This is a genomic window from Burkholderia sp. 10_S31, assembly GCF_056930375.1.
In genome coordinates, this window is the sequence record NZ_JBXOWK010000002.1 from 902,844 (window position 1) to 921,011 (window position 18,168).

Annotated in this window: 12 protein-coding genes; 6 read left to right on the top strand and 6 right to left on the bottom strand. The window is 65.9% G+C overall.

Annotated elements, in window-relative coordinates; genetic code table 11:
- Positions 1-30: 30 nt before the first annotated feature.
- The gene (gene gltP, locus AC1Z3W_RS18635) at positions 31-1,359 is read right to left on the bottom strand and encodes a glutamate/aspartate:proton symporter GltP (RefSeq protein ID WP_124835582.1); all 1,329 of its coding nucleotides are present in this window, start codon (positions 1,357-1,359) and stop codon (positions 31-33) included.
- Positions 1,360-1,519: 160 nt separating this feature from the next.
- On the opposite strand from gltP, the gene AC1Z3W_RS18640 reads away from it, so the two are divergent.
- From AC1Z3W_RS18640 to AC1Z3W_RS18650, 3 genes are all read left to right on the top strand, one after another.
- Positions 1,520-2,437: a LysR family transcriptional regulator gene (locus AC1Z3W_RS18640; protein ID WP_175827080.1), complete on the top strand. Its 918-nt coding sequence runs from the start codon at positions 1,520-1,522 to the stop codon at positions 2,435-2,437.
- Positions 2,438-2,661: 224 nt separating this feature from the next.
- Positions 2,662-3,969 carry a dicarboxylate/amino acid:cation symporter gene (locus tag AC1Z3W_RS18645; protein WP_057928208.1) on the top strand — a complete coding sequence of 436 codons (1,308 nt, stop codon included), beginning with the start codon at positions 2,662-2,664 and terminating at the stop codon, positions 3,967-3,969.
- 13 nt (positions 3,970-3,982) lie between these two features.
- Positions 3,983-4,924, top strand: coding sequence for an amino acid ABC transporter substrate-binding protein (locus tag AC1Z3W_RS18650; RefSeq protein WP_057928207.1), 942 nt, complete (start codon positions 3,983-3,985; stop codon positions 4,922-4,924).
- 236 nt (positions 4,925-5,160) lie between these two features.
- On the opposite strand, the gene uvrA is transcribed toward AC1Z3W_RS18650, so the two are convergent.
- Together uvrA and AC1Z3W_RS18660 are read right to left on the bottom strand one after the other, a co-directional pair.
- Positions 5,161-11,055 carry an excinuclease ABC subunit UvrA gene (gene uvrA, locus AC1Z3W_RS18655; protein ID WP_483508197.1) on the bottom strand — a complete coding sequence of 1,965 codons (5,895 nt, stop codon included), beginning with the start codon at positions 11,053-11,055 and terminating at the stop codon, positions 5,161-5,163.
- 182 nt (positions 11,056-11,237) lie between these two features.
- A complete protein-coding gene (locus AC1Z3W_RS18660; protein ID WP_124835586.1) occupies positions 11,238-11,633 on the bottom strand; it encodes a winged helix-turn-helix transcriptional regulator in 396 nt (131 codons plus the stop codon).
- Between the two features lie 96 nt (positions 11,634-11,729).
- Here AC1Z3W_RS18660 and AC1Z3W_RS18665 point away from each other — a divergent pair, with 96 nt between their 5' ends.
- The 3 genes from AC1Z3W_RS18665 (at position 11,730) to AC1Z3W_RS18675 (ending at position 14,090) form a co-directional block, all read left to right on the top strand.
- Complete coding sequence (locus AC1Z3W_RS18665) at positions 11,730-12,137, top strand: DoxX family protein (protein ID WP_483508198.1); 408 nt, start codon at positions 11,730-11,732, stop codon at positions 12,135-12,137.
- An 11-nt stretch (positions 12,138-12,148) separates the two neighbouring features.
- Positions 12,149-12,892, top strand: coding sequence for an SDR family NAD(P)-dependent oxidoreductase (locus tag AC1Z3W_RS18670; RefSeq protein WP_057928204.1), 744 nt, complete (start codon positions 12,149-12,151; stop codon positions 12,890-12,892).
- Positions 12,893-13,112: 220 nt separating this feature from the next.
- The gene (locus AC1Z3W_RS18675; protein WP_082664819.1) at positions 13,113-14,090 is read left to right on the top strand and encodes a D-alanyl-D-alanine carboxypeptidase family protein; all 978 of its coding nucleotides are present in this window, start codon (positions 13,113-13,115) and stop codon (positions 14,088-14,090) included.
- Between the two features lie 84 nt (positions 14,091-14,174).
- Here the strand turns inward: AC1Z3W_RS18675 and cuyB are convergent, their stop codons facing one another.
- The 3 genes from cuyB to AC1Z3W_RS18690 form a co-directional block, all read right to left on the bottom strand.
- Positions 14,175-15,635, bottom strand: a complete 1,461-nt coding sequence (cuyB, locus tag AC1Z3W_RS18680) for a cysteate racemase (protein ID WP_483508199.1) — start codon at positions 15,633-15,635, stop codon at positions 14,175-14,177.
- On the bottom strand, positions 15,632-16,906 hold the full coding sequence (locus tag AC1Z3W_RS18685; protein WP_483508201.1) for a dicarboxylate/amino acid:cation symporter: 1,275 nt from the start codon (positions 16,904-16,906) through the stop codon (positions 15,632-15,634). The genes cuyB and AC1Z3W_RS18685 overlap by 4 nt, the downstream gene beginning before the upstream one ends.
- Before the next feature lie 184 nt (positions 16,907-17,090).
- Positions 17,091-18,005: a LysR substrate-binding domain-containing protein gene (locus tag AC1Z3W_RS18690; RefSeq protein WP_483508337.1), complete on the bottom strand. Its 915-nt coding sequence runs from the start codon at positions 18,003-18,005 to the stop codon at positions 17,091-17,093.
- Positions 18,006-18,168: the final 163 nt, after the last annotated feature.

Here is an 18,168-nt window from a genome sequence, read left to right on the forward strand (position 1 = left end):
ATATGTTGTGCGATGCATGCATGGCGGCGTTCAGCCGCGCAGCGATTCGAGGTACGCGCGCCCCTTCTCCGCGTCGTACCGGCCTTCCCATTTGGCGATGACGAGCGGCGCGAGCGCGTTGCCGACGACGTTCAGCGCCGTGCGACCCATGTCCATGATCCGGTCGACGCCGGCGATGAATGCCAGCCCTTCGAGCGGCAGCCCCGCACTCGCGAGCGTCGCGAGCATGATCACGAACATGAAGCCCGGTACGCCCGCGGCACCCTTCGACGTGACGACCATGGTCAGCGTCAGCAGGATCTGCTGCTGCCAGTCGAGATGCACGCCGTAGAGCTGCGCGACGAACAGCGTGCCGATGCCGAGATAGATCGACGCGCCGTCGAGGTTGAACGTGTAGCCGGTCGGCACCACGAACGTCGTGATGCTCTTCGGCACGCCGTAGTCCTCCATCTTCTTCATCAGCTGCGGCAGCACGGTCGCAGAGCTGCAGGTCGAGAACGCGATGATCAGTTCGTCCTTGATCACGCGCAGCAGCGTCAGGATGCGAAAGCCGAACAACCGCGCGGTGAGGCCCAGCACGACGATCGCAAACAGCAGGATTGCAAAGTAAGTCACGGCGACCAGCTTCAGCAACGGCAGCAGCGAGCCGAAGCCGAAGCTCGCGACCGTCACCGCGATCAGCGCGCACACGCCGACGGGTGCATAGCGCATCACCATGTTCGTCACCTTGAACATCGCGTCGGCGACGCCCTTGAGCATCGCGATCACCGGCTTGCGGTGTTCTTCCGGCACCGATTGCAGCCCGAGCCCGAACAGCAGCGAGAAAAAGATCACCGGCAGCAGGTCGCCCTTCGCCATCGACGCGACGATGTTGTCCGGGATGATGCCGAGCACCAGCGCCATCAGCCCGTGGTGCGCCTGCTGCACCTGTTGCGTCGCTTGCTGGTAGCGGGAAATGTCCGTGTGCCCGAGTTGCGACATGTCGGTGCCGACGCCCGGCTGCAGCACGTTGCCGATCACGAGCCCGAGGACGATCGCGATCGTCGTGACCACCTCGAAATAGAACAGCGTCTTGAGGCCGATGCGGCCGAGCGACTTGCCGTCGCCCACGCCGGCGATGCCGATCACCATGCTCGTGAACACGATGGGCACGACGATCATCCGCACCAGCTTGATGAAGATGTCGCCGGCCGGCTGCAGCAATCCGGATACGGCCGTCTCGCGCAATGGCGGGAACCGGTTCAACACGAACCCGGTTGCAATGCCGATGACGAGCCCGATGACGATCTGCCAGGCGAGGCCGATGCGCGGCTTGCGTGCCGCGTCGGGGACGGGCGGGGAATCGATGACGGTGTCCATGCTGTCTCCACAATGATGGGGTTCGATTGAACGCCGGACGCGACGTGGCGAGTCTTCCGGCGAACGCAATGGCAGAACCTTAAACAGCCGAAAAATGTAAAAAAAGCGATTTTTTGACATGAGAAAATATCGCTTTTCCTCATCTATCAAGTGCAAAGCAATGCTCACGTTCAAGCAGATGGAAGCGCTGTACTGGATCGTGCAGCTCGGCTCCTTCGACGCGGCGGCCACGCGCCTGAACACGACGCAGTCGGCCGTGTCGAAACGGATCCAGGAACTCGAGCGCGCGTTCGACCTGACCGTGTTCGATCGCGCGCATCGCAGCGCCCGGCTCACCGACAAGGGCGCCGAACTGTTCGAGCACGCGAAGGAATTGCTCGAGCAGCGCGACCGTGTCGTCGAGCGGATGAGTTCGAAGGAAGCCCTGGTGCGGCATGTCCGGATCGGCGTGACCGAACTGACCGCGCTGACCTGGCTGCCGCGCCTGATCGCGGCGATCCAGGCCGCGTATCCGCGGGTGCATGTGGAGGCGGAGGTGGAACTGACCGCGGCGCTACGCGAGCGTCTCGCGGCCGGCACGATCGACCTGATCGTGGTTCCGCAGATTCATGCGACGGAATCGTTCGCGGCGACGGTGATCGGCGAGGTCGACAATGCGTGGATGTGCGCGGCCGGGTTCATGCCGAAGCGCAAGGCAACCCTTTCGCTGACGGACATCGCCCAGCATCCACTCATCCTGCAGGGAAACCTGTCCGGTACGGGATACCTGTACACCCGCTTCCTGCAGGAACATGGCGTCGCGATGCAGCGCGTGCTGTCGAGCAACAGCCTGATCGCGCAGATCGGCCTGACGCTGTCGGGGCTGGGCGTCAGCTATCTGCCGAAGGCGTGCGTCGCGCATCTGGTCGCATGTGAAGCGCTGGAGATCGTGCGCACGCGGCCGGCGTTGCCGCCGGTGCGCTACGTCGCGCTGCATCGTGCGGAACGCGCCCATTCGCTGACCGCCGAAATCGTTCGGCTGGCGGCGCAGGCGTGCGATTTCAGCAAGAGCCTGCTGGATCCCGCCGCGCATGACTAGCGCGGCATCCCGCAACGAACCGGCCATGTGCTGCCCCGCACAAATCCGCTATCGGGTTGCGCCGGCCCGGGCCCGAGGGGCGCTACCGGCGCAATCGCCGACGGGCAAGCGGTCGCGACGCGGCGCTAGGACAAATCCCGCCCCGGTTGCACTGTTCATCGCCGTTCGCGTCCTGTATTGTCCTTCCATCCCCGGTTGCGGAACCGGTGCATGGGAGGCTCACGATGCAGAAAAAGAATGCTGCAGCCGTCTGGATCCTGATCGCGATGGTGGCGGGCATCCTGATCGGCTACATGATCTTCACGAGCTTTCCCGACAAAAAGGCCACCACCGAGATCGCCGGTTACATCTCGCTCGTGTCCGACGTGTTCCTGCGCCTGATCAAGATGGTGATCGGGCCACTCGTATTCTCCACGCTGGTCGTCGGCATCGCGCACATGGGCGACGCGGCATCGGTCGGGCGCGTGTTCGCGAAATCGATCAGCTGGTTCATCACCGCATCGCTGATCTCGCTGCTGCTCGGGCTGTTCATGGCGAACCTGCTGCGGCCCGGCGACAACCTCGGCTTGCCGCTGCCGGACATCGGCGCCTCGGCGAACCTCGCGACCTCCAAGTTCACGCTGAAGGATTTCGTCGGCCACATGGTGCCGCGGTCGTTCGCGGAGGCGATGAGCAATAACGAGATCCTGCAGATCGTCGTGTTCTCGATGTTCTTCGGCGTGGCGCTGGCGGCGCTCGGCGAGCGCGGCAAGATCCTCGTGGCCGCGATCGACCAGTTGTCGCACGTGATGCTGAAGATCACCGGCTACGTGATGAAGCTCGCGCCGCTCGCGGTGCTGGCCGCGATGGCCGCGACCGTCGCGGTCAACGGGCTGTCGGTGTTGCTGAAGTTCGCGGTGTTCATGGGCGACTTCTACGTGAGCCTGTTCCTGCTCTGGACATTGCTCGTATGCGCCGGGCTGCTGTTCCTCGGGCCGCGCGTGTTCAAGCTGCTGGTGCTGATCAAGGAAGCGTTCATGCTGTCGTTCGCGACGGCAAGCTCCGAAGCCGCGTACCCGAAGATCCTCGATGCGCTCGACCGGTTCGGCGTGCGCCGCAAGATCTCGAGCTTCGTGATGCCGATGGGCTATTCGTTCAACCTCGACGGCTCGATGATGTACTGCACGTTCGCGTCACTGTTCATCGCGCAGGCGTACAACATGCACCTGTCGCTCGGCACGCAGATCACGATGCTGCTGGTCCTGATGCTGACCTCGAAGGGAATGGCCGGCGTGCCGCGCGCATCGCTCGTCGTGATCGCCGCCACGCTGCACCAGTTCGGGCTGCCGGAGGCCGGGCTGCTGCTGATCCTCGGCGTCGACACGTTCCTCGACATGGGCCGCTCGGCGACCAACGCGGTCGGCAACTCGATCGCAAGCGCGGTGGTCGCGAAGTGGGAAGGCCAGCTCATGTCGGAGGCGGAAGCCGAAGCCAACCTGGCGCGCATCGACGCGGAGCAGGAAGGGACGATCGCGCATCCTGCGGATGTCTGACGGAGGCCCGGCGATGAAGATGCAGCGATTCTGGCGTGCGCTCGCGCTCGCAGGCCTGCTTGCCGCGGGTGCAACCGCGCGCGCGGAAGATGCGCCATCGGCGCCGCCGCGCGTCGAGCCGTTCGCGCCGGCCCAACTGACCGGCACGCTCGCGAAGGTGCGCAACAGCGGCACGATCGCGATCGGCTATCGCGACGCGTCGATACCGTTCTCGTACCTGAACGCACGCAACCAGCCGATCGGTTATTCGATCGAGCTCTGCAAGGCGCTCGTGTCGTCGATCGAGGATGCGATCAACAAGAGCCTGACGATCAGCTGGGTGCCGGTCACGGCCGACAACCGCATCGACGCGGTGGTCAGCGGCAAGGTCGATCTGGAATGCGGCTCCACGACGAGCAACCTGGAGCGCCAGAAGCGCGTGGCGTTCTCGCCGATCTTCTTCGTGGCCGGCACGAAGGTGATGGTGAAGCGAGGCTCGCCGATCCGCTCGTTCCGCGATCTCGCGGGCAAGAAGGTCGCGGTAACGGCCGGCACGACCAACGAGAAGGCGCTGCGCGACCTGGACGCGCGGTTCAGGCTCGGGATCCAGTTGCAGGTGGTGCCGGACCATGCGCAGGGCTTCGCGCTGGTCGCGAACGGCGGCGCCGATGCGTTCGCGACGGACGACGTGCTGCTGTACGGCCTGATTGCCGAGAATGCGGGCAAAGGCGGTCAGTACGACGTGGTTGGCGATTTCCTGTCATACGACCCGTACGGCATCATGTTCCGCAAGGACGATCCGCAGCTCGCGCGGGTCGTGAAGAGCACGTTCGAGGAGCTGGCCGCCGACGGCGAGATCACGCGTCAGTACAAGCGCTGGTTCCTGCGTCCGCTGCCGTCGGGCATGAGTCTCAACCTGCCGATGAGCCCGCAACTGGAGACCATCATCGAGACGATCGGCGTGAAGGCCGAATGAGATCGGAGAAGGCGCAGCCGTCTTCCGCCCGAGCGGCGAAAGCCGTTGCTGTCGTTCCTTGTTCGCCCGCTTCACTGGTGTTGGCTGGCAGCCTCGACACATCCCGCGACGATATCCGACGCAGCGATTTGTTCACGCTGTGTGCCGGTTCCCGTATCAGCTGATCGCACGAGCGAATGTAAAAGCGGCCGCGATGTCTGACCCGACACCGCGGCCGCTCACCGGAAGCACCGCGTTCAACCGACCCGCTCTACTCCCTCACGCACCGCTTCATCGCCCGCCGCGGCCGTGCGCGCCAGCACGGGCTTCAGCGCCTGCCCGGTATGACTCGCCTCCACCTGCACGAGCCCTTCCGGCGGCGCCGCCGCGACGATCGTGCCGCCGCCCACGCCGCCTTCCGGACCGAGATCGATGATCCAGTCGGCTTCGGCGATTACGTCGAGATCGTGCTCGATCACGACGACGCTATGCCCGCCGTCGACCAGCCGGTGCAGCACACGAATCAGCTTCGCGACGTCGGCCATGTGCAGGCCGACCGTCGGCTCGTCGAGCACGTACAGCGTGTGCGGCGCCTTCTGGCCGCGCCGCGTGATGTCGTCGCGCACCTTCGTGAGCTCGGTGACGAGCTTGATGCGCTGCGCCTCGCCGCCGGATAGCGTCGGCGACGGCTGGCCGAGCGTCAGGTAGCCAAGGCCGACGTCCTTCATCAGCTGCAGCGGATGCGCGATGTTCGAAATCGGCGCGAAGAACGCCACCGCCTCGTCGATCTCCATCGTCAGCACATCGCCGATGTTCCGGCCGCGCCACGTGACGGCGAGCGTCTCCGGGTTGAAGCGCTGCCCGTGGCACACGTCGCACGGCACCTTCACGTCGGGCAGGAAGCTCATCCCGATCGTGCGCACGCCTTGCCCTTCGCACGCGGGGCAGCGCCCGTCGCCGGTGTTGAACGAGAAGCGTGACGCCGTGTAGCCGCGCGCACGCGCTTCCAGCGTATCGGCGAACAGCTTGCGGATCGTGTCCCACACGCCGATATAGGTGGCCGGACACGAGCGCGGCGTCTTGCCGATCGGCGTCTGGTCGACTTCGAGCACGCGGTCGATCTGCTCCCAGCCGCTCAGCGATTCGCAGCCCTGCCACGCATGCGTGACGTTCAGCGACGGCCGCGGCGCGCTGCGTGCAAGCACGCTCGAGCGGCGGTTGGTCGCCGGCGCGTCCTGCTGCGCGGCCTTGCGCGCGCGCCGCGTGGCCGGCGACGACAGCACCGAGCGGCCGACCGCATCGAGCAGGTTCGTCATCAGCACGTCGCGCGCGAGCGTCGACTTGCCCGAGCCGCTGACGCCCGTCACCGCGACGAGCCGCGCGAGCGGAATGCCGACGGTGACGTCGCGCAGGTTGTGCAGCCGTGCGCCATGCACGGTCAGCCAGCCCTCCGGCACCGCCGGTGCGCCCTTCTTGCCCGGCAGGCTCACCGCGCGGCGCGGTTGCAGCGGGTGCGTCATCGGTTGCGCGAGCAGGCGCCCCGTCACCGAATCCGGCTGCGCGGCCAGATCGGCGACCGCGCCCTCGGCGACCAGCATGCCGCCGCGCTTGCCGGCGCCCGGGCCGACGTCGATGATGTGATCGGCGCGGCGAATCGTGTCCTCGTCATGCTCGACGACGACGAGCGTATTGCCCTTGTCGCCGAGCTTGCGCAATGCGTCCAGCAGGATCTGGTTGTCGCGCGGATGCAGGCCGATCGTCGGCTCGTCGAGCACGTAGCACACGCCCTGCAGGTTGCTGCCGAGCTGCGCGGCGAGCCGGATCCGCTGCGCTTCGCCGCCCGACAGGCTCGGTGCCGCGCGATCGAGGCTCAGGTAGCCGAGCCCGACTTCCTCGAGAAACGCGAGGCGGCTGCCGATCTCGCTGACGATGTCGCGCGCGATCTGCGCGTCGCGGCCGGTCAGCTCCAGCGTGTCGATCCAGCGGCGCGTATCGGATACCGTCCACTGCGCGACCTCGACGATCGGATGCGCGTCGAACGTGACCGCGCGCGCGGGCGGGTTCAGGCGCGTGCCGCCGCAATCCGGGCACGGCTCATTGCCGACGCCTTCCGGCTCCTGCTCGTCCGACGGCAGGGTTTGCTCGCGGCCGCGCTCGTCCCCGGCGAGCACCGTGTCGTCGTACGCTGCACGCTGTTCGCGCGTGAGCGTGACGCCGGTGCCGACGCAGGTCGTGCACCAGCCGTGCTTGCTGTTGTACGAGAACATCCGCGGGTCGAGTTCCGGGTAGCTCGTGCCGCACACCGGGCATGCGCGCTTGACCGACAGCACCTTGATCTCGCCGACGCGTGCGGTCGAACGATCGTTCTGCATCGCGTGATGCAGCCCGTCGAGCGGCGCGAGCAGGTGCATCACGCCCTTGCCGAGCTCGAGCGTCTCGTCGAGCCGCCGCCGCAACTCGGCCTCGTTGTCCGGCGACACGACGAGGTCGGCCACCGGCAGCTCGATCGTGTGCTCGCGGAAACGGTCCAGCTTCGGCCACGGATCGACCGTCACGAACTCGCCGTCGACGCGCAGATGCGTGCTGCCGCGCGCCTTCGCCCACTTCGCGAGATCGGTATACACGCCCTTGCGGTTGACGACGAGCGGCGCCAGCAGCCCGACGTGTTCGCCGCGATGGTCGCGCAGCAACTGCGCGGCGATCGATTCGACGGTTTGCGACGTGACCGGCGTGCCGTCGTGGATGCAATGCTGGAGGCCGAGCTTCACGTACAGCAACCGCAGGAAGTGCCAGACTTCGGACGTGGTCGCGACCGTGCTCTTGCGCCCGCCGCGCGACAACCGCTGCTCGATCGCCACCGTCGGCGGAATGCCGTACACCGCATCGACCTCCGGCCGCCCGGCCGGCTGCACGATCGAGCGCGCATACGCGTTCAGCGATTCGAGGTAGCGGCGCTGGCCTTCGTGGAACAGGATGTCGAACGCGAGCGTCGACTTGCCCGAGCCCGACACGCCGGTGATCACGTTGAACTTGCCGTGCGGGATGTCGACGTCGAGCGCCTTCAGGTTGTGCTCGCGTGCATTGACGATCCGCACGACGTCCTCGCCCTCGATCGCGCGCCGCTCGCGTGCGGCGTTCAGCACGGCCTGCAGCGGCACGCCTTCGTCGGCCAGCGCCGTTTCGCCATCCATCGCGCGGTCGTACTGCAGCAGCGCCGCGCCGGTATGCGATTGCGCGCAGGCCTTCACGTCGTGGGGGGTGCCCGCGCACAGCACGAGGCCGCCGCCGTCGCCGCCTTCGGGGCCGAGATCGATCAGCCAGTCGGCCGCGCGGATCACGTCGAGGTTGTGCTCGATCACGATCAGCGAATGGCCGGCCGCGAGCAGCTTGCCGAACGCCTGCATCAGCTTCGCGATGTCGTCGAAGTGCAGCCCGGTGGTCGGCTCGTCAAACATGAACAGCTTCGCGCGCGCGATGCGCGCCTCTTCGCTGGCGACCCGGCGCCCGCCGGCGGCGGCCGCCGATTCGGCGAGGAAGCCGGCCAGCTTCAGCCGCTGCGCTTCACCGCCCGACAGCGTCGGCACCGGCTGGCCGAGCTTCACGTATTCGAGACCGACGTCGACGATCGGCTGCAGCACGCGCAGCACCTCGGCGTCGGTCGCGAAGAACGCGGCCGCTTCGCTGACGGTCAGGTCGAGCACGTCGGCGATGTTCAGCGCGCGGCCGTCGCGCTCGATGTGCACTTCGAGAATCTCGGCGCGGTAGCGGCTGCCGTCGCAATCGGGGCAGCGCAGGTAGACGTCGCTCAGGAACTGCATCTCGATGTGCTCGAAGCCCGAGCCGCCGCAGGTCGGGCAACGGCCGTCGCCCGAGTTGAAGCTGAACGTGCCGGCGCCGTAGCCGCGCTGCAACGCGAGCGGCGCCTTCGCGAACAGCTTGCGGATCTCGTCGAACGCGCCGACGTAGCTGGCCGGGTTCGAACGCGTGGTCTTGCCGATCGGCGACTGATCGACGAACACGACGTCGCCGACCTGGTCGGCGCCCGTCAGGCTGCGGAACGCGCCCGGCGACTCGGTCGCCTTGCCGTGGTGGCGCGCCATCGCCGGATAGAGCACGTCCTGCAATAGCGTCGACTTGCCGGAACCCGACACGCCCGTCACGCACACGAGCCGCTGCAGCGGAATCTCGACCGTCACGTCACGCAGGTTGTGCTCGGTCGCGCCTTCGAGCACGATGCGCGGCGTGTTCGCGTCCACCGGACGGCGCGCCCAGTTCGACGCATGCGCGACGTGCTTGCGTCCGCCGAGATACTCGCCCGTCAGCGTGTGCGCGGAGCGGATGTCGCCCGGCGTGCCGTCGTAGACGATCGTGCCGCCGCGCTCGCCCGGGCCGGGCCCCATGTCGATCAGCCGGTCGGCCGCGAGCATCACCGACGGATCGTGCTCGACGACGACCAGCGTATTGCCCGCGTCGCGCAACCGCTGCATCGCCTCGACGATCCGCGTGAGGTCGCGCGGATGCAGCCCGATGCTCGGCTCGTCGAGCACGAACAGCGTTTTCGTGAGCGACGTGCCAAGCGCCGTGGTCAGGTTGATCCGCTGCACCTCGCCGCCCGACAGCGTGCGGCTCTGCCGGTCGAGCGTCAGGTAGCCGAGCCCCACGTCGCACAGGTATTTCAGGCGCGTGCGCACCTCGGCGAGCAGCAGCTTCAGCGCATCGTCGAGCAGCGCGCTCGGCAGGCTCACTGCGTCGAAGAAGCGGCGGATGCGCTCGATCGGCAGCAGCATCAGGTCGTGCACCGTCAGGCCCGGCAGCGCCTCGAGCTGCGCGCGCGTCCAGTCGACGCCGCGCGGCATGAAGCGATCGGCCGGTGCGAGCACGCCGTCTGCGTTTTCTTTCGAGCCGAGCCGCCATTGCAGCGATTCCGTCTTCAGGCGCGCGCCGCCGCACACGTCGCACGGCGTGTAGCTGCGGTACTTCGACAGCAGCACGCGGATATGCATCTTGTACGCTTTCGATTCGAGGTAGCCGAAGAAGCGTTTGACGCCGTACCACTGGCTCTGCCACTTGCCGTTCCAGTCCGGCGAGCCATTGATCACCCAGTCGCGCTCGGCGTCCGTCAGATCGGACCACGGCGTGTCGCGGCGGATGTCCGCCTTCGCCGCGTAGCGCATCAGGTCGTCCTGGCATTCCTTCCAGGCGGGCGTCTGCATCGGCTTGATCGCGCCGCCGCGCAGCGTCTTGCGCGCGTCGGGGATCACGAGGCCGAGATCGACGCCGATCACGCGGCCGAAGCCGCGGCAGGTCTCGCACGCGCCATACGCCGAGTTGAACGAGAACATCGCCGCCTGCGGCTCCGCGTAGCGCAGGTCGCTGTCGGGATCGTGCAGCCCGGTGGAGAAGCGCCACACCTGCGGCTCGGCGATCGCGTTTTCGGCCTCCGGTGCCAGCACGTACACGTTCACGCGCCCGCCGCCACGCTTCAGCGACGCCTCGATCGCCTCGACCACGCGCACCTTGTCGGCCTGCTGCACGCGGAAGCGGTCGGCCACCACGTCGAGCAGCTTGCGCGGGCCGGTGGGCGACGCGACTTCGCGCTGCGCCTGCACGCGCGTGTAGCCGCTCGCGGACAGCCACTGCGCGACTTCTTCCTCGGACGCGCTTTCCGGCAGCTCGACCGGGAACGTGACGACGACGCGCGGATCGTCGGCGCGCGTGCGCTCGACGAGTTCCGCATAGATCGTCTCGGGCGTGTCATGCCGCACCTGCCGCGCCGTCTGCCGGTCGAACAGCTCGGCCGCGCGCGCGTACAGCAGCTTCAGATGGTCGTTCAGCTCGGTCATCGTGCCGACCGTCGAGCGCGAACTGCGAACCGGGTTGGTCTGGTCGATCGCGATCGCGGGCGGCACGCCGTCGACGCGCTCGACCTGCGGGCGGTCCATCCGGTCGAGGAACTGCCGCGCATACGCGCTGAACGTCTCGACGTAGCGCCGCTGGCCTTCCGCGTACAGCGTGTCGAACACGAGGCTCGACTTGCCGGAGCCCGACGGGCCGGTGACGACCGTCATTTCGCCGGTGCGCAGGTCGAGATCGAGGTTCTTGAGGTTGTGCTGACGTGCTCCGCGAATGCGGATCAGATTGCTGGATGACAATTTGCCTGCCCGTCTGAATGAGTTAGCCGGAATTCACGGTGCCGGAACGCTGCGGCGGATGCCCGCAGGCGCGGCGCACGGGCCGCATGGGTCATGCCCGCGCGGCTCGAGTTCGACGGATACTATACTGTATATTCATACAGTTTTCCACGAGCAAGCCGAATGCGGGAAAACGCGCCAGATCACTCCGGCTTCACCTTGGCGGAACTGGCCTTGCGTCCGCGCGTCGACGGCTTGGCCGGCACGGTACGCCCGTACTCGTTCCACCATGCCGTCAACGCCTCCATCGTCGGCCCGAGACCGCGCGCCTTTGCGGTGATTCCGTATTCGACGCGCGGCGGAACTTCCGCGAACACCGTACGGGTAATCAAGCCGTCCGATTCCAATTCGCGTAGTTGAGCGGTCAGCATGTGTTGCGTGATGCCGGGAATCGCTTTTCGTAGTTCTCCAAATCGATAGACACGCTGATTGAGCAGCCACATGATCTCCAGCTTCCACTTGCCGGAAAGCAGCGAGAATGCGCGTCTCATTTCATCGTGCATATTCACTTCGTCGGCATCATTAGTCATCTTTTCCATACCAACAGACAGAAAATCATCCTACTTGCGGGATTTCATCTTAGACGACATTCTTGCGCCAAGTCGAGATCGACGAAACTCAGGAACCCGCAACAAATGGCTGAAAATATCGCATACTGGATCAGCACCGCATTGCTGTCGCTGCTCTATCTGGCATCCGCAACGCTCTACATCGTCAAGCGGGATTGGGTCCGTAAAACCCTCGTCGAATTCGGCTATCCCGCGTATCTCGTGCCGCTCCTGATCGTCGTGAAGATCGCCGCCATAGCGGTCATCCTGACGCGTGTCGGCGTACCGCTCAGCGATCTCGCGTACGCGGGCATCTTCTATCACCTGCTGCTTTCCGCACTCGCACACATCGGTGTTCGCAAGCCACGCGGCGCACTGCCGGCAGCGGCCGCCCTCGTCTGTCTCGTCGTTTCATTCACCACGCAAAACGCGGCGCGTGACATCCCGTCACCGTACGGCATGGTCGCGACGACGCGTCATGCAACCGTCAGCTAAAGGAGAACGTCATGGCCCGACTCAACGGGAAAATTGCCATCGTAACGGGCGCAGGCCGAGGCATCGGCCGCGCCATCGCGAAACGGTTCGCCGCCGAAGGCGCAACGGTAGCGGTCGTGTCGCTCACGTCGGCCAACGTCGATGCGGTTGTCGCCGACATCGAGGCCGCCGGCGGCCATGCGCTCGGCGTCCCTTGCGATCTCGGCAGCGCCGATCAGATCAACGCCGCCGTCGACAAGGTCGCCACGACGTGCGGCGGCATCGACATACTCGTGAACAATGCGTTCGATCCGTCCGTGCCGTTCTCCTCGATCGCCGAGTTATCGGTGGAGAAACTGCAAAGAAACTTCGATCTCGGACCCATCGCGTACCTGAGGATGATGCAGGCGGCTTACCCGCACCTGAAAGCGAGCGGCGAAGGGCGAGTGATCAACTTCGGCTCGATGGCCGGCGTCATGGGTCTCGCGGGATACGGTCCGTACAACATGGCCAAAGAAGCGGTACGCGCGCTGACGAGAACCGCCGCGCGCGAATGGGCCGCTGACCGGATCACGGTCAACAACCTGTTGCCGTTGGCGCAGACGTGGAGCGAGAACGCCAACGTGCCGCCACCGACCAACCCGCTGGGGCGTTTCGGCACACCCGACGACGACATCGCGCCGGTCGTCCTGTTTCTCGCCAGCAAGGACGCACAGTTCCTGACCGGCTACAGCCTCACGCCGGACGGCGGCTCGATCATCGACAGCGCACGCTGAACGACGCTCCGCGGGTGCGTGTCGTTACGGCGTACGGCCCGCGCGTTCGAGGTCGTATGCCGCTCACGCATCACGCGATGCCGACACGGCATCGCACGCGCCGCGTCGTCGCTTATGATCGGCGTCCGCGAATCCTGTCGCGATACGTCACGCCAGACGCTCCCCGTCGACACATCCGCTCGACGCCCGATCAGCCCTACCCGTCACGACTCACATTCCCATGCAGGTTATTCGGCATACGACACGACGATTCCATTCACGCCTGCGCTTCCCCCGCTTGCTGGCTGCCATTACCGCCTGTCTGACAGCACTGGCCGAAGCCGCGCCCGCACCTGCACCTGCGCCTGCACCGCCGAACATTCAAGCCGTGTCATGGCTCGTCGTCGACGGTGCGTCCGAACAGATCCTCGCCGAGCACAACGCGGACGCGGAACGTCAGCCCGCGTCGCTCACCAAGCTCATGACCGCATATATCGTGCTTCGTGCGTTGCGCGACGGAACCCTGAGCTGGGACGAAAAGGTCACGGTCGGCGTGTCCGATGTAGCGGAAGTCGGCAGCGACGAAGCCCGGATGTATCTCGTCCCCGGACAGCGCGTCACGGTCAGGCGCCTGGTCCAGGGCCTGATCGTCGCGTCGGCGAACGATGCGGCGCTGGTGCTGGCCGAGCGGGTCGGCGGCTCGCCGGCCGGTTTCGAGCAACGGATGAACGACACGGCGCGGCAGATCGGCATGCAGCACACCCGTTTCACCACGCCGTCAGGCATCACGACACCGGGTAACCATTCGACCGCTCGCGATCTGTCCACGCTGGCACTCCGTCTCACGCGAGACTTCCCGGAATACTACGGGTACTCATCCGAGCAGCGCTTCTCCTACGGAAAATTCGAGAAGCGCAACAAGAACTGGCTGCTTGGCATGGATCCGTCCGTGGACGGCCTGAAGACGGGACACACCGCGGCCGCCGGATATTGCATCGTCGCGACCGCGAGCCGATTGCAGGCCGCCCCCACGATGAAGCGCCGCGTGTTCGCGGTGGTCCTGGGCGCGCCCACTGCCGCAGCAAGAATATCGGATGCGGCCCGGTTGCTGAACTACGCATTTTCCTCGTACCGGGATGACGCAGCGGCGCCCTCGTCCGGACGCCATTTCATCACGCGCCCGGCCGGGCCGGGTGCAGGTGATGCGGGCAGAACCTGATGCGACGCCGACGCGCCTGAACCGTGCCTCGAACCCGGCGGGCGCCAACCTCATCATCAACGCCCTCCCCAAACAGGAACCGACTCAGCCACCGCCCGCCGTCGCATAACCAATGCACGCGCGGGCAAGCACTTCGGTCGGATCGACCAGCGTTGCCCGACTCCCGTTGCGCGCCACATATTCGCCGCCCGGCAACAGGATCGGCAGTTCGGTACATCCGAGCACGATCACGCTCACGCCTTCGGCAATCAACGCCTCGACGGCCGCACCGATATCCTCCTCGCACTGTCCGGTCGTAAAGCCGGCCTTGACGCCCTGCTTTCCGTAGATCGCCTCCATCACGCGCGCCTGCAACGCCGGCGCCGGCGCCACTTGCCGAAGGCCTTGCGACGCCAGCGCCCGCTTGTACACGCCACTTTCGATCGTGCCCGACGTCGCCAGCACGCCCACCTCCCGCAGCGCCGGATAGGTATCACGCAGGTGGGCGACCGTGACCGTCAGCATGTTGACGATCGGAATGCCGAGATAAGGCTGAATCCGTTCGACGAACGCATGCGCGGTGTTGCATGGAATCGCGATGATGTCGGCATCGCCGTCTTCCAGCTTCTTGCAGGTCGCGTACAGGGAGATCGTCGGGTCCGCACCGGTGCCGACCAGGTTCTCCGTCCGGTCGGGAATCTGCGGATTCTGTTCGACCAGCAGCTTGATATGGTCCTGATCGCGCGACGCCGGCGTGTTGCGCACGATCTTGTCCAGGAAATCGACCGTCGCGGCCGGCCCCACGCCGCCGACCACGCCGATCTTGAACGGCGCCGTGCGCGAACCCGGCTGCCCGGTCACCGCGTACTGCGCATACGCGAGGTTCGAATCCACGAGCGGCACGCGCTGCGAACCGATTTCGTCCGCGACGAGCGCGATCTCGGTCATCCCCGGAACGATGACCTGCACGCCCTGATCGACGAGATCCTCGCAGGCGCGGCGCAGCAGCTCGACCGGCCGGCCCCGAAGATTGCCGCGCTTGATGCCGTCCGATCCGTAGATGGCCTCGGTTACGAGATCGACACCTTCGTGCGACCGCGGATAGACGACTTCGAATGGCGGTGACGCGAAATAGGTGTCGAAGAGCCGCTTGTCGCGCACATAGTCGGAAGCGAGCACGCCGATGCGCGTCGCGTCGGGATACTTGCGCCGCACGTGGCTGCGAACCGCTTCGACGATATCGACGATCGGCAGGCGCGTATTCGCCTTCAGCTCGTCGATGAACGTATGGCTCAGGAAACACGGCAGCACGACCGTCGTCACGCCACGCTGCTCGAACGACCGGATCATGTCGAACACGTACAGCTTGCGCTCGATGGTCGCCGCACTGCCCGACCCCGAGCCCTTGAACGGGTATTGCTCGAAGATCACTTCGTCGTGCTCCTCGTCGGACGACGCAGGCGTCGCCTTCACCATCTTGAAGAACACGTCGGCGCTCCCCAGCGGCCCGAGACCGCCGACCACGCCGAATTTCCGCCGCGCATTCCCGCTATCCGTGCGCATCATGCGTTCAGCTCCGGCTGGTCGAATACGGCGCCTTCCGGCTTCGCGGCACGCCGGCCTTCCCACTTCGCGATCACCGCCGTCGCCACGCTGTTGCCGATCACGTTCGTCATCGTGCGGCCCATGTCGAGGATCTGGTCGATCGCCAGGACCATCGCGACGCCGGCCGCCGGCAGATGGAACATCGGCGCGACCGCCGCAACCACCACCACCGAGCCGCGCGGCACGCTCGCCATGCCCTTGCTGCTCAACATCAGCACGAGCAGCATGAAGACCTGCTGCGACAACGGCATGTGCACGCCAAACGCCTGCGCGATGAAGATGGCCGCAAACGCCTGATACATCATCGAGCCGTCGAGGTTGAACGCGTAACCGAGCGGCAGCGTGAAGCCCACGACCTTCTTGTCGACGCCGAACTTCTCGAGCTGCTCGGTCAGGCGCGGATAGGCGGCCTCGCTGCTCGCGGTCGAGAATGCGATCAGCGCGGGTTCGCGTACGGCCTTCAGCAGGCTGCCGACGCGCCGCCCGAGAAACACATAGCCGACGCCGATCAGGATCATCCAGAGCACGAGCAAGCCGAGGTAGAACGCGCCGATCAGCTTGCCATACGTTGCGATCACGTCGAGCCCGCGCAGCGTGACCGACGAAGCGATCGCACCGAATACGCCGAGCGGCGCCGCGCGCATCACGTAGTTCGTCAGGCGCAGCATCACCGGCACCATGCCGTCGATCGACTGGATCACGACGCCGACGCGCTTGTCGTGCTTCAGCGCACTCAGCGCGACGCCGAGAAAGATCGAGAACACCAGGATCTGCAGGATGTCGTTGCGCGCCATCGCGTCGAGCAGGCTGGTCGGGAACGCATGCGTGATCACGTCCCGGGCGTTCAGGGCAGCGGTATTCAATCCGGTGTTGACCTCGCCGGCGGTCTCCGTGAGGTTCAGGCCGGCGCCCGGCTGCAGCGCATTGGCCATGACGAGGCCCAGGCTCAACGAAAGCAGCGACGCGCAGATGAACCATCCGATCGAACGCAGGCCGATGCGGCCGACGTCTTCGCCGCTGTCCATGCCGGCCAGGCCGGACACGAGCGTCACGAACACCAGCGGCGCAATGATCATCTTGATCAGGCGCAGGAAGATATCGGTGACGATCGAGAAGTAGCCGGCGACCGCTTTGAGCGTGGCCGGGTCCGCTATGCTGGTGTGGCACGCATAACCGGCGACGACACCGAGGATCATGCCGATTGCAATGCTCAGGGTAAGGCGATTTTTCATGTCCATTCGTCCTTGGGTGACGCCCGGCCGCCGGGAGGCGAACGAGCGCTGCGAAGAAGGCCGCGCGACGCCGGTCACGCGTCACGGTTGCCGCTGGAACGAATGGTAGGGATGGTCAAAAACTTCGTGATGCCGGTGCAACATGGCGGTATGCGAGTTCCGCATAAGGCGGGAAAACCCTTGCTCACCCTAGCCGGGCAGGCTCCGCGCGCAGATGCTGCCAGAGCGTGTCCAGGAAGTCGCTGCGGTTCGACACGTCGCGATACACGCGCAGCTCGACGTCCAGATTCCACGCCGCCGCTCCGGCCGGCACGAGCTCGCCGGCCGCCAGTTCCGCGGCGATCGCGCTGCGGGGCAGCCACGCGACGCCCTCACCTTCCATCACGAGCTTTTTCAGCACTTCGGCCATGTCGGACTCGTAATGCAGTTGCAAGGCCGGCGTGTCCGACGCACGACCGAGCAGCAGCGCGAGACATCGACCGAAGTAGCTGGTTTCCGTATAGGAAATCAGCGGCAACGGGTTCTGTCTCGTTCCGGGAAGGCGAAACGCGGGCGCCGAATGGCGGTTCGGCCGGCACGCCGGCATCAACGTGTCGAGGCCCACGGTCAGGTGCTCGTATTTCGCGGGGTCGAGATGAAGCGGAAGCTCGGGATGGTGATAGGCGAACATGAGCTCGCAGTTGCCGTTGACGAGCATCAGGATCGAGTCATGGACATTGGTCGGAATGACGCGCGCCCGCACCTCGCCGAAATGCGGGGCGAGCGCCTTGAGCCAGGTCGGCAGGAAGCTCAGCGCGATCGTGTGGCCCGCGGCGATCTGCAGGCTCTTGCCGGCGATCCGCTGCTCGGTGCGGATGATGGCCCGCGTGTCGAACAGGCGGCTGAGCACGTCCTCGGCGGTCTCGCGAAACAGGCGCCCCGCCGGCGTCAGCACCGGCGGAAAGCTGCTGCGGTCGATCAGTTCGGCGCCGATCCACTGCTCGAGCGACTGAATGCGGCGGCTGAAACCCGATTGCGTGACGTTGCGAAATTCAGCCGCGCGGGAAAAGCTCTGATATTGAGCAAGCGCGAGGAAATCCTCGATCCATTTGATTTCCATGTTGGCCTTGGAGGGTCGCGGGTGGATCGGCCCGCGCGTCACCCAGGTCAGGGTGAAGCGCAGGCCGACGGACGCCTCCATTGTAGGTGCTCGCTCTTCTGCGACGCGTTGGCGTTGGCGTTGGCGTTGGCCTCGGCGCCAGCAACCGGCGCGCCGCGCGATT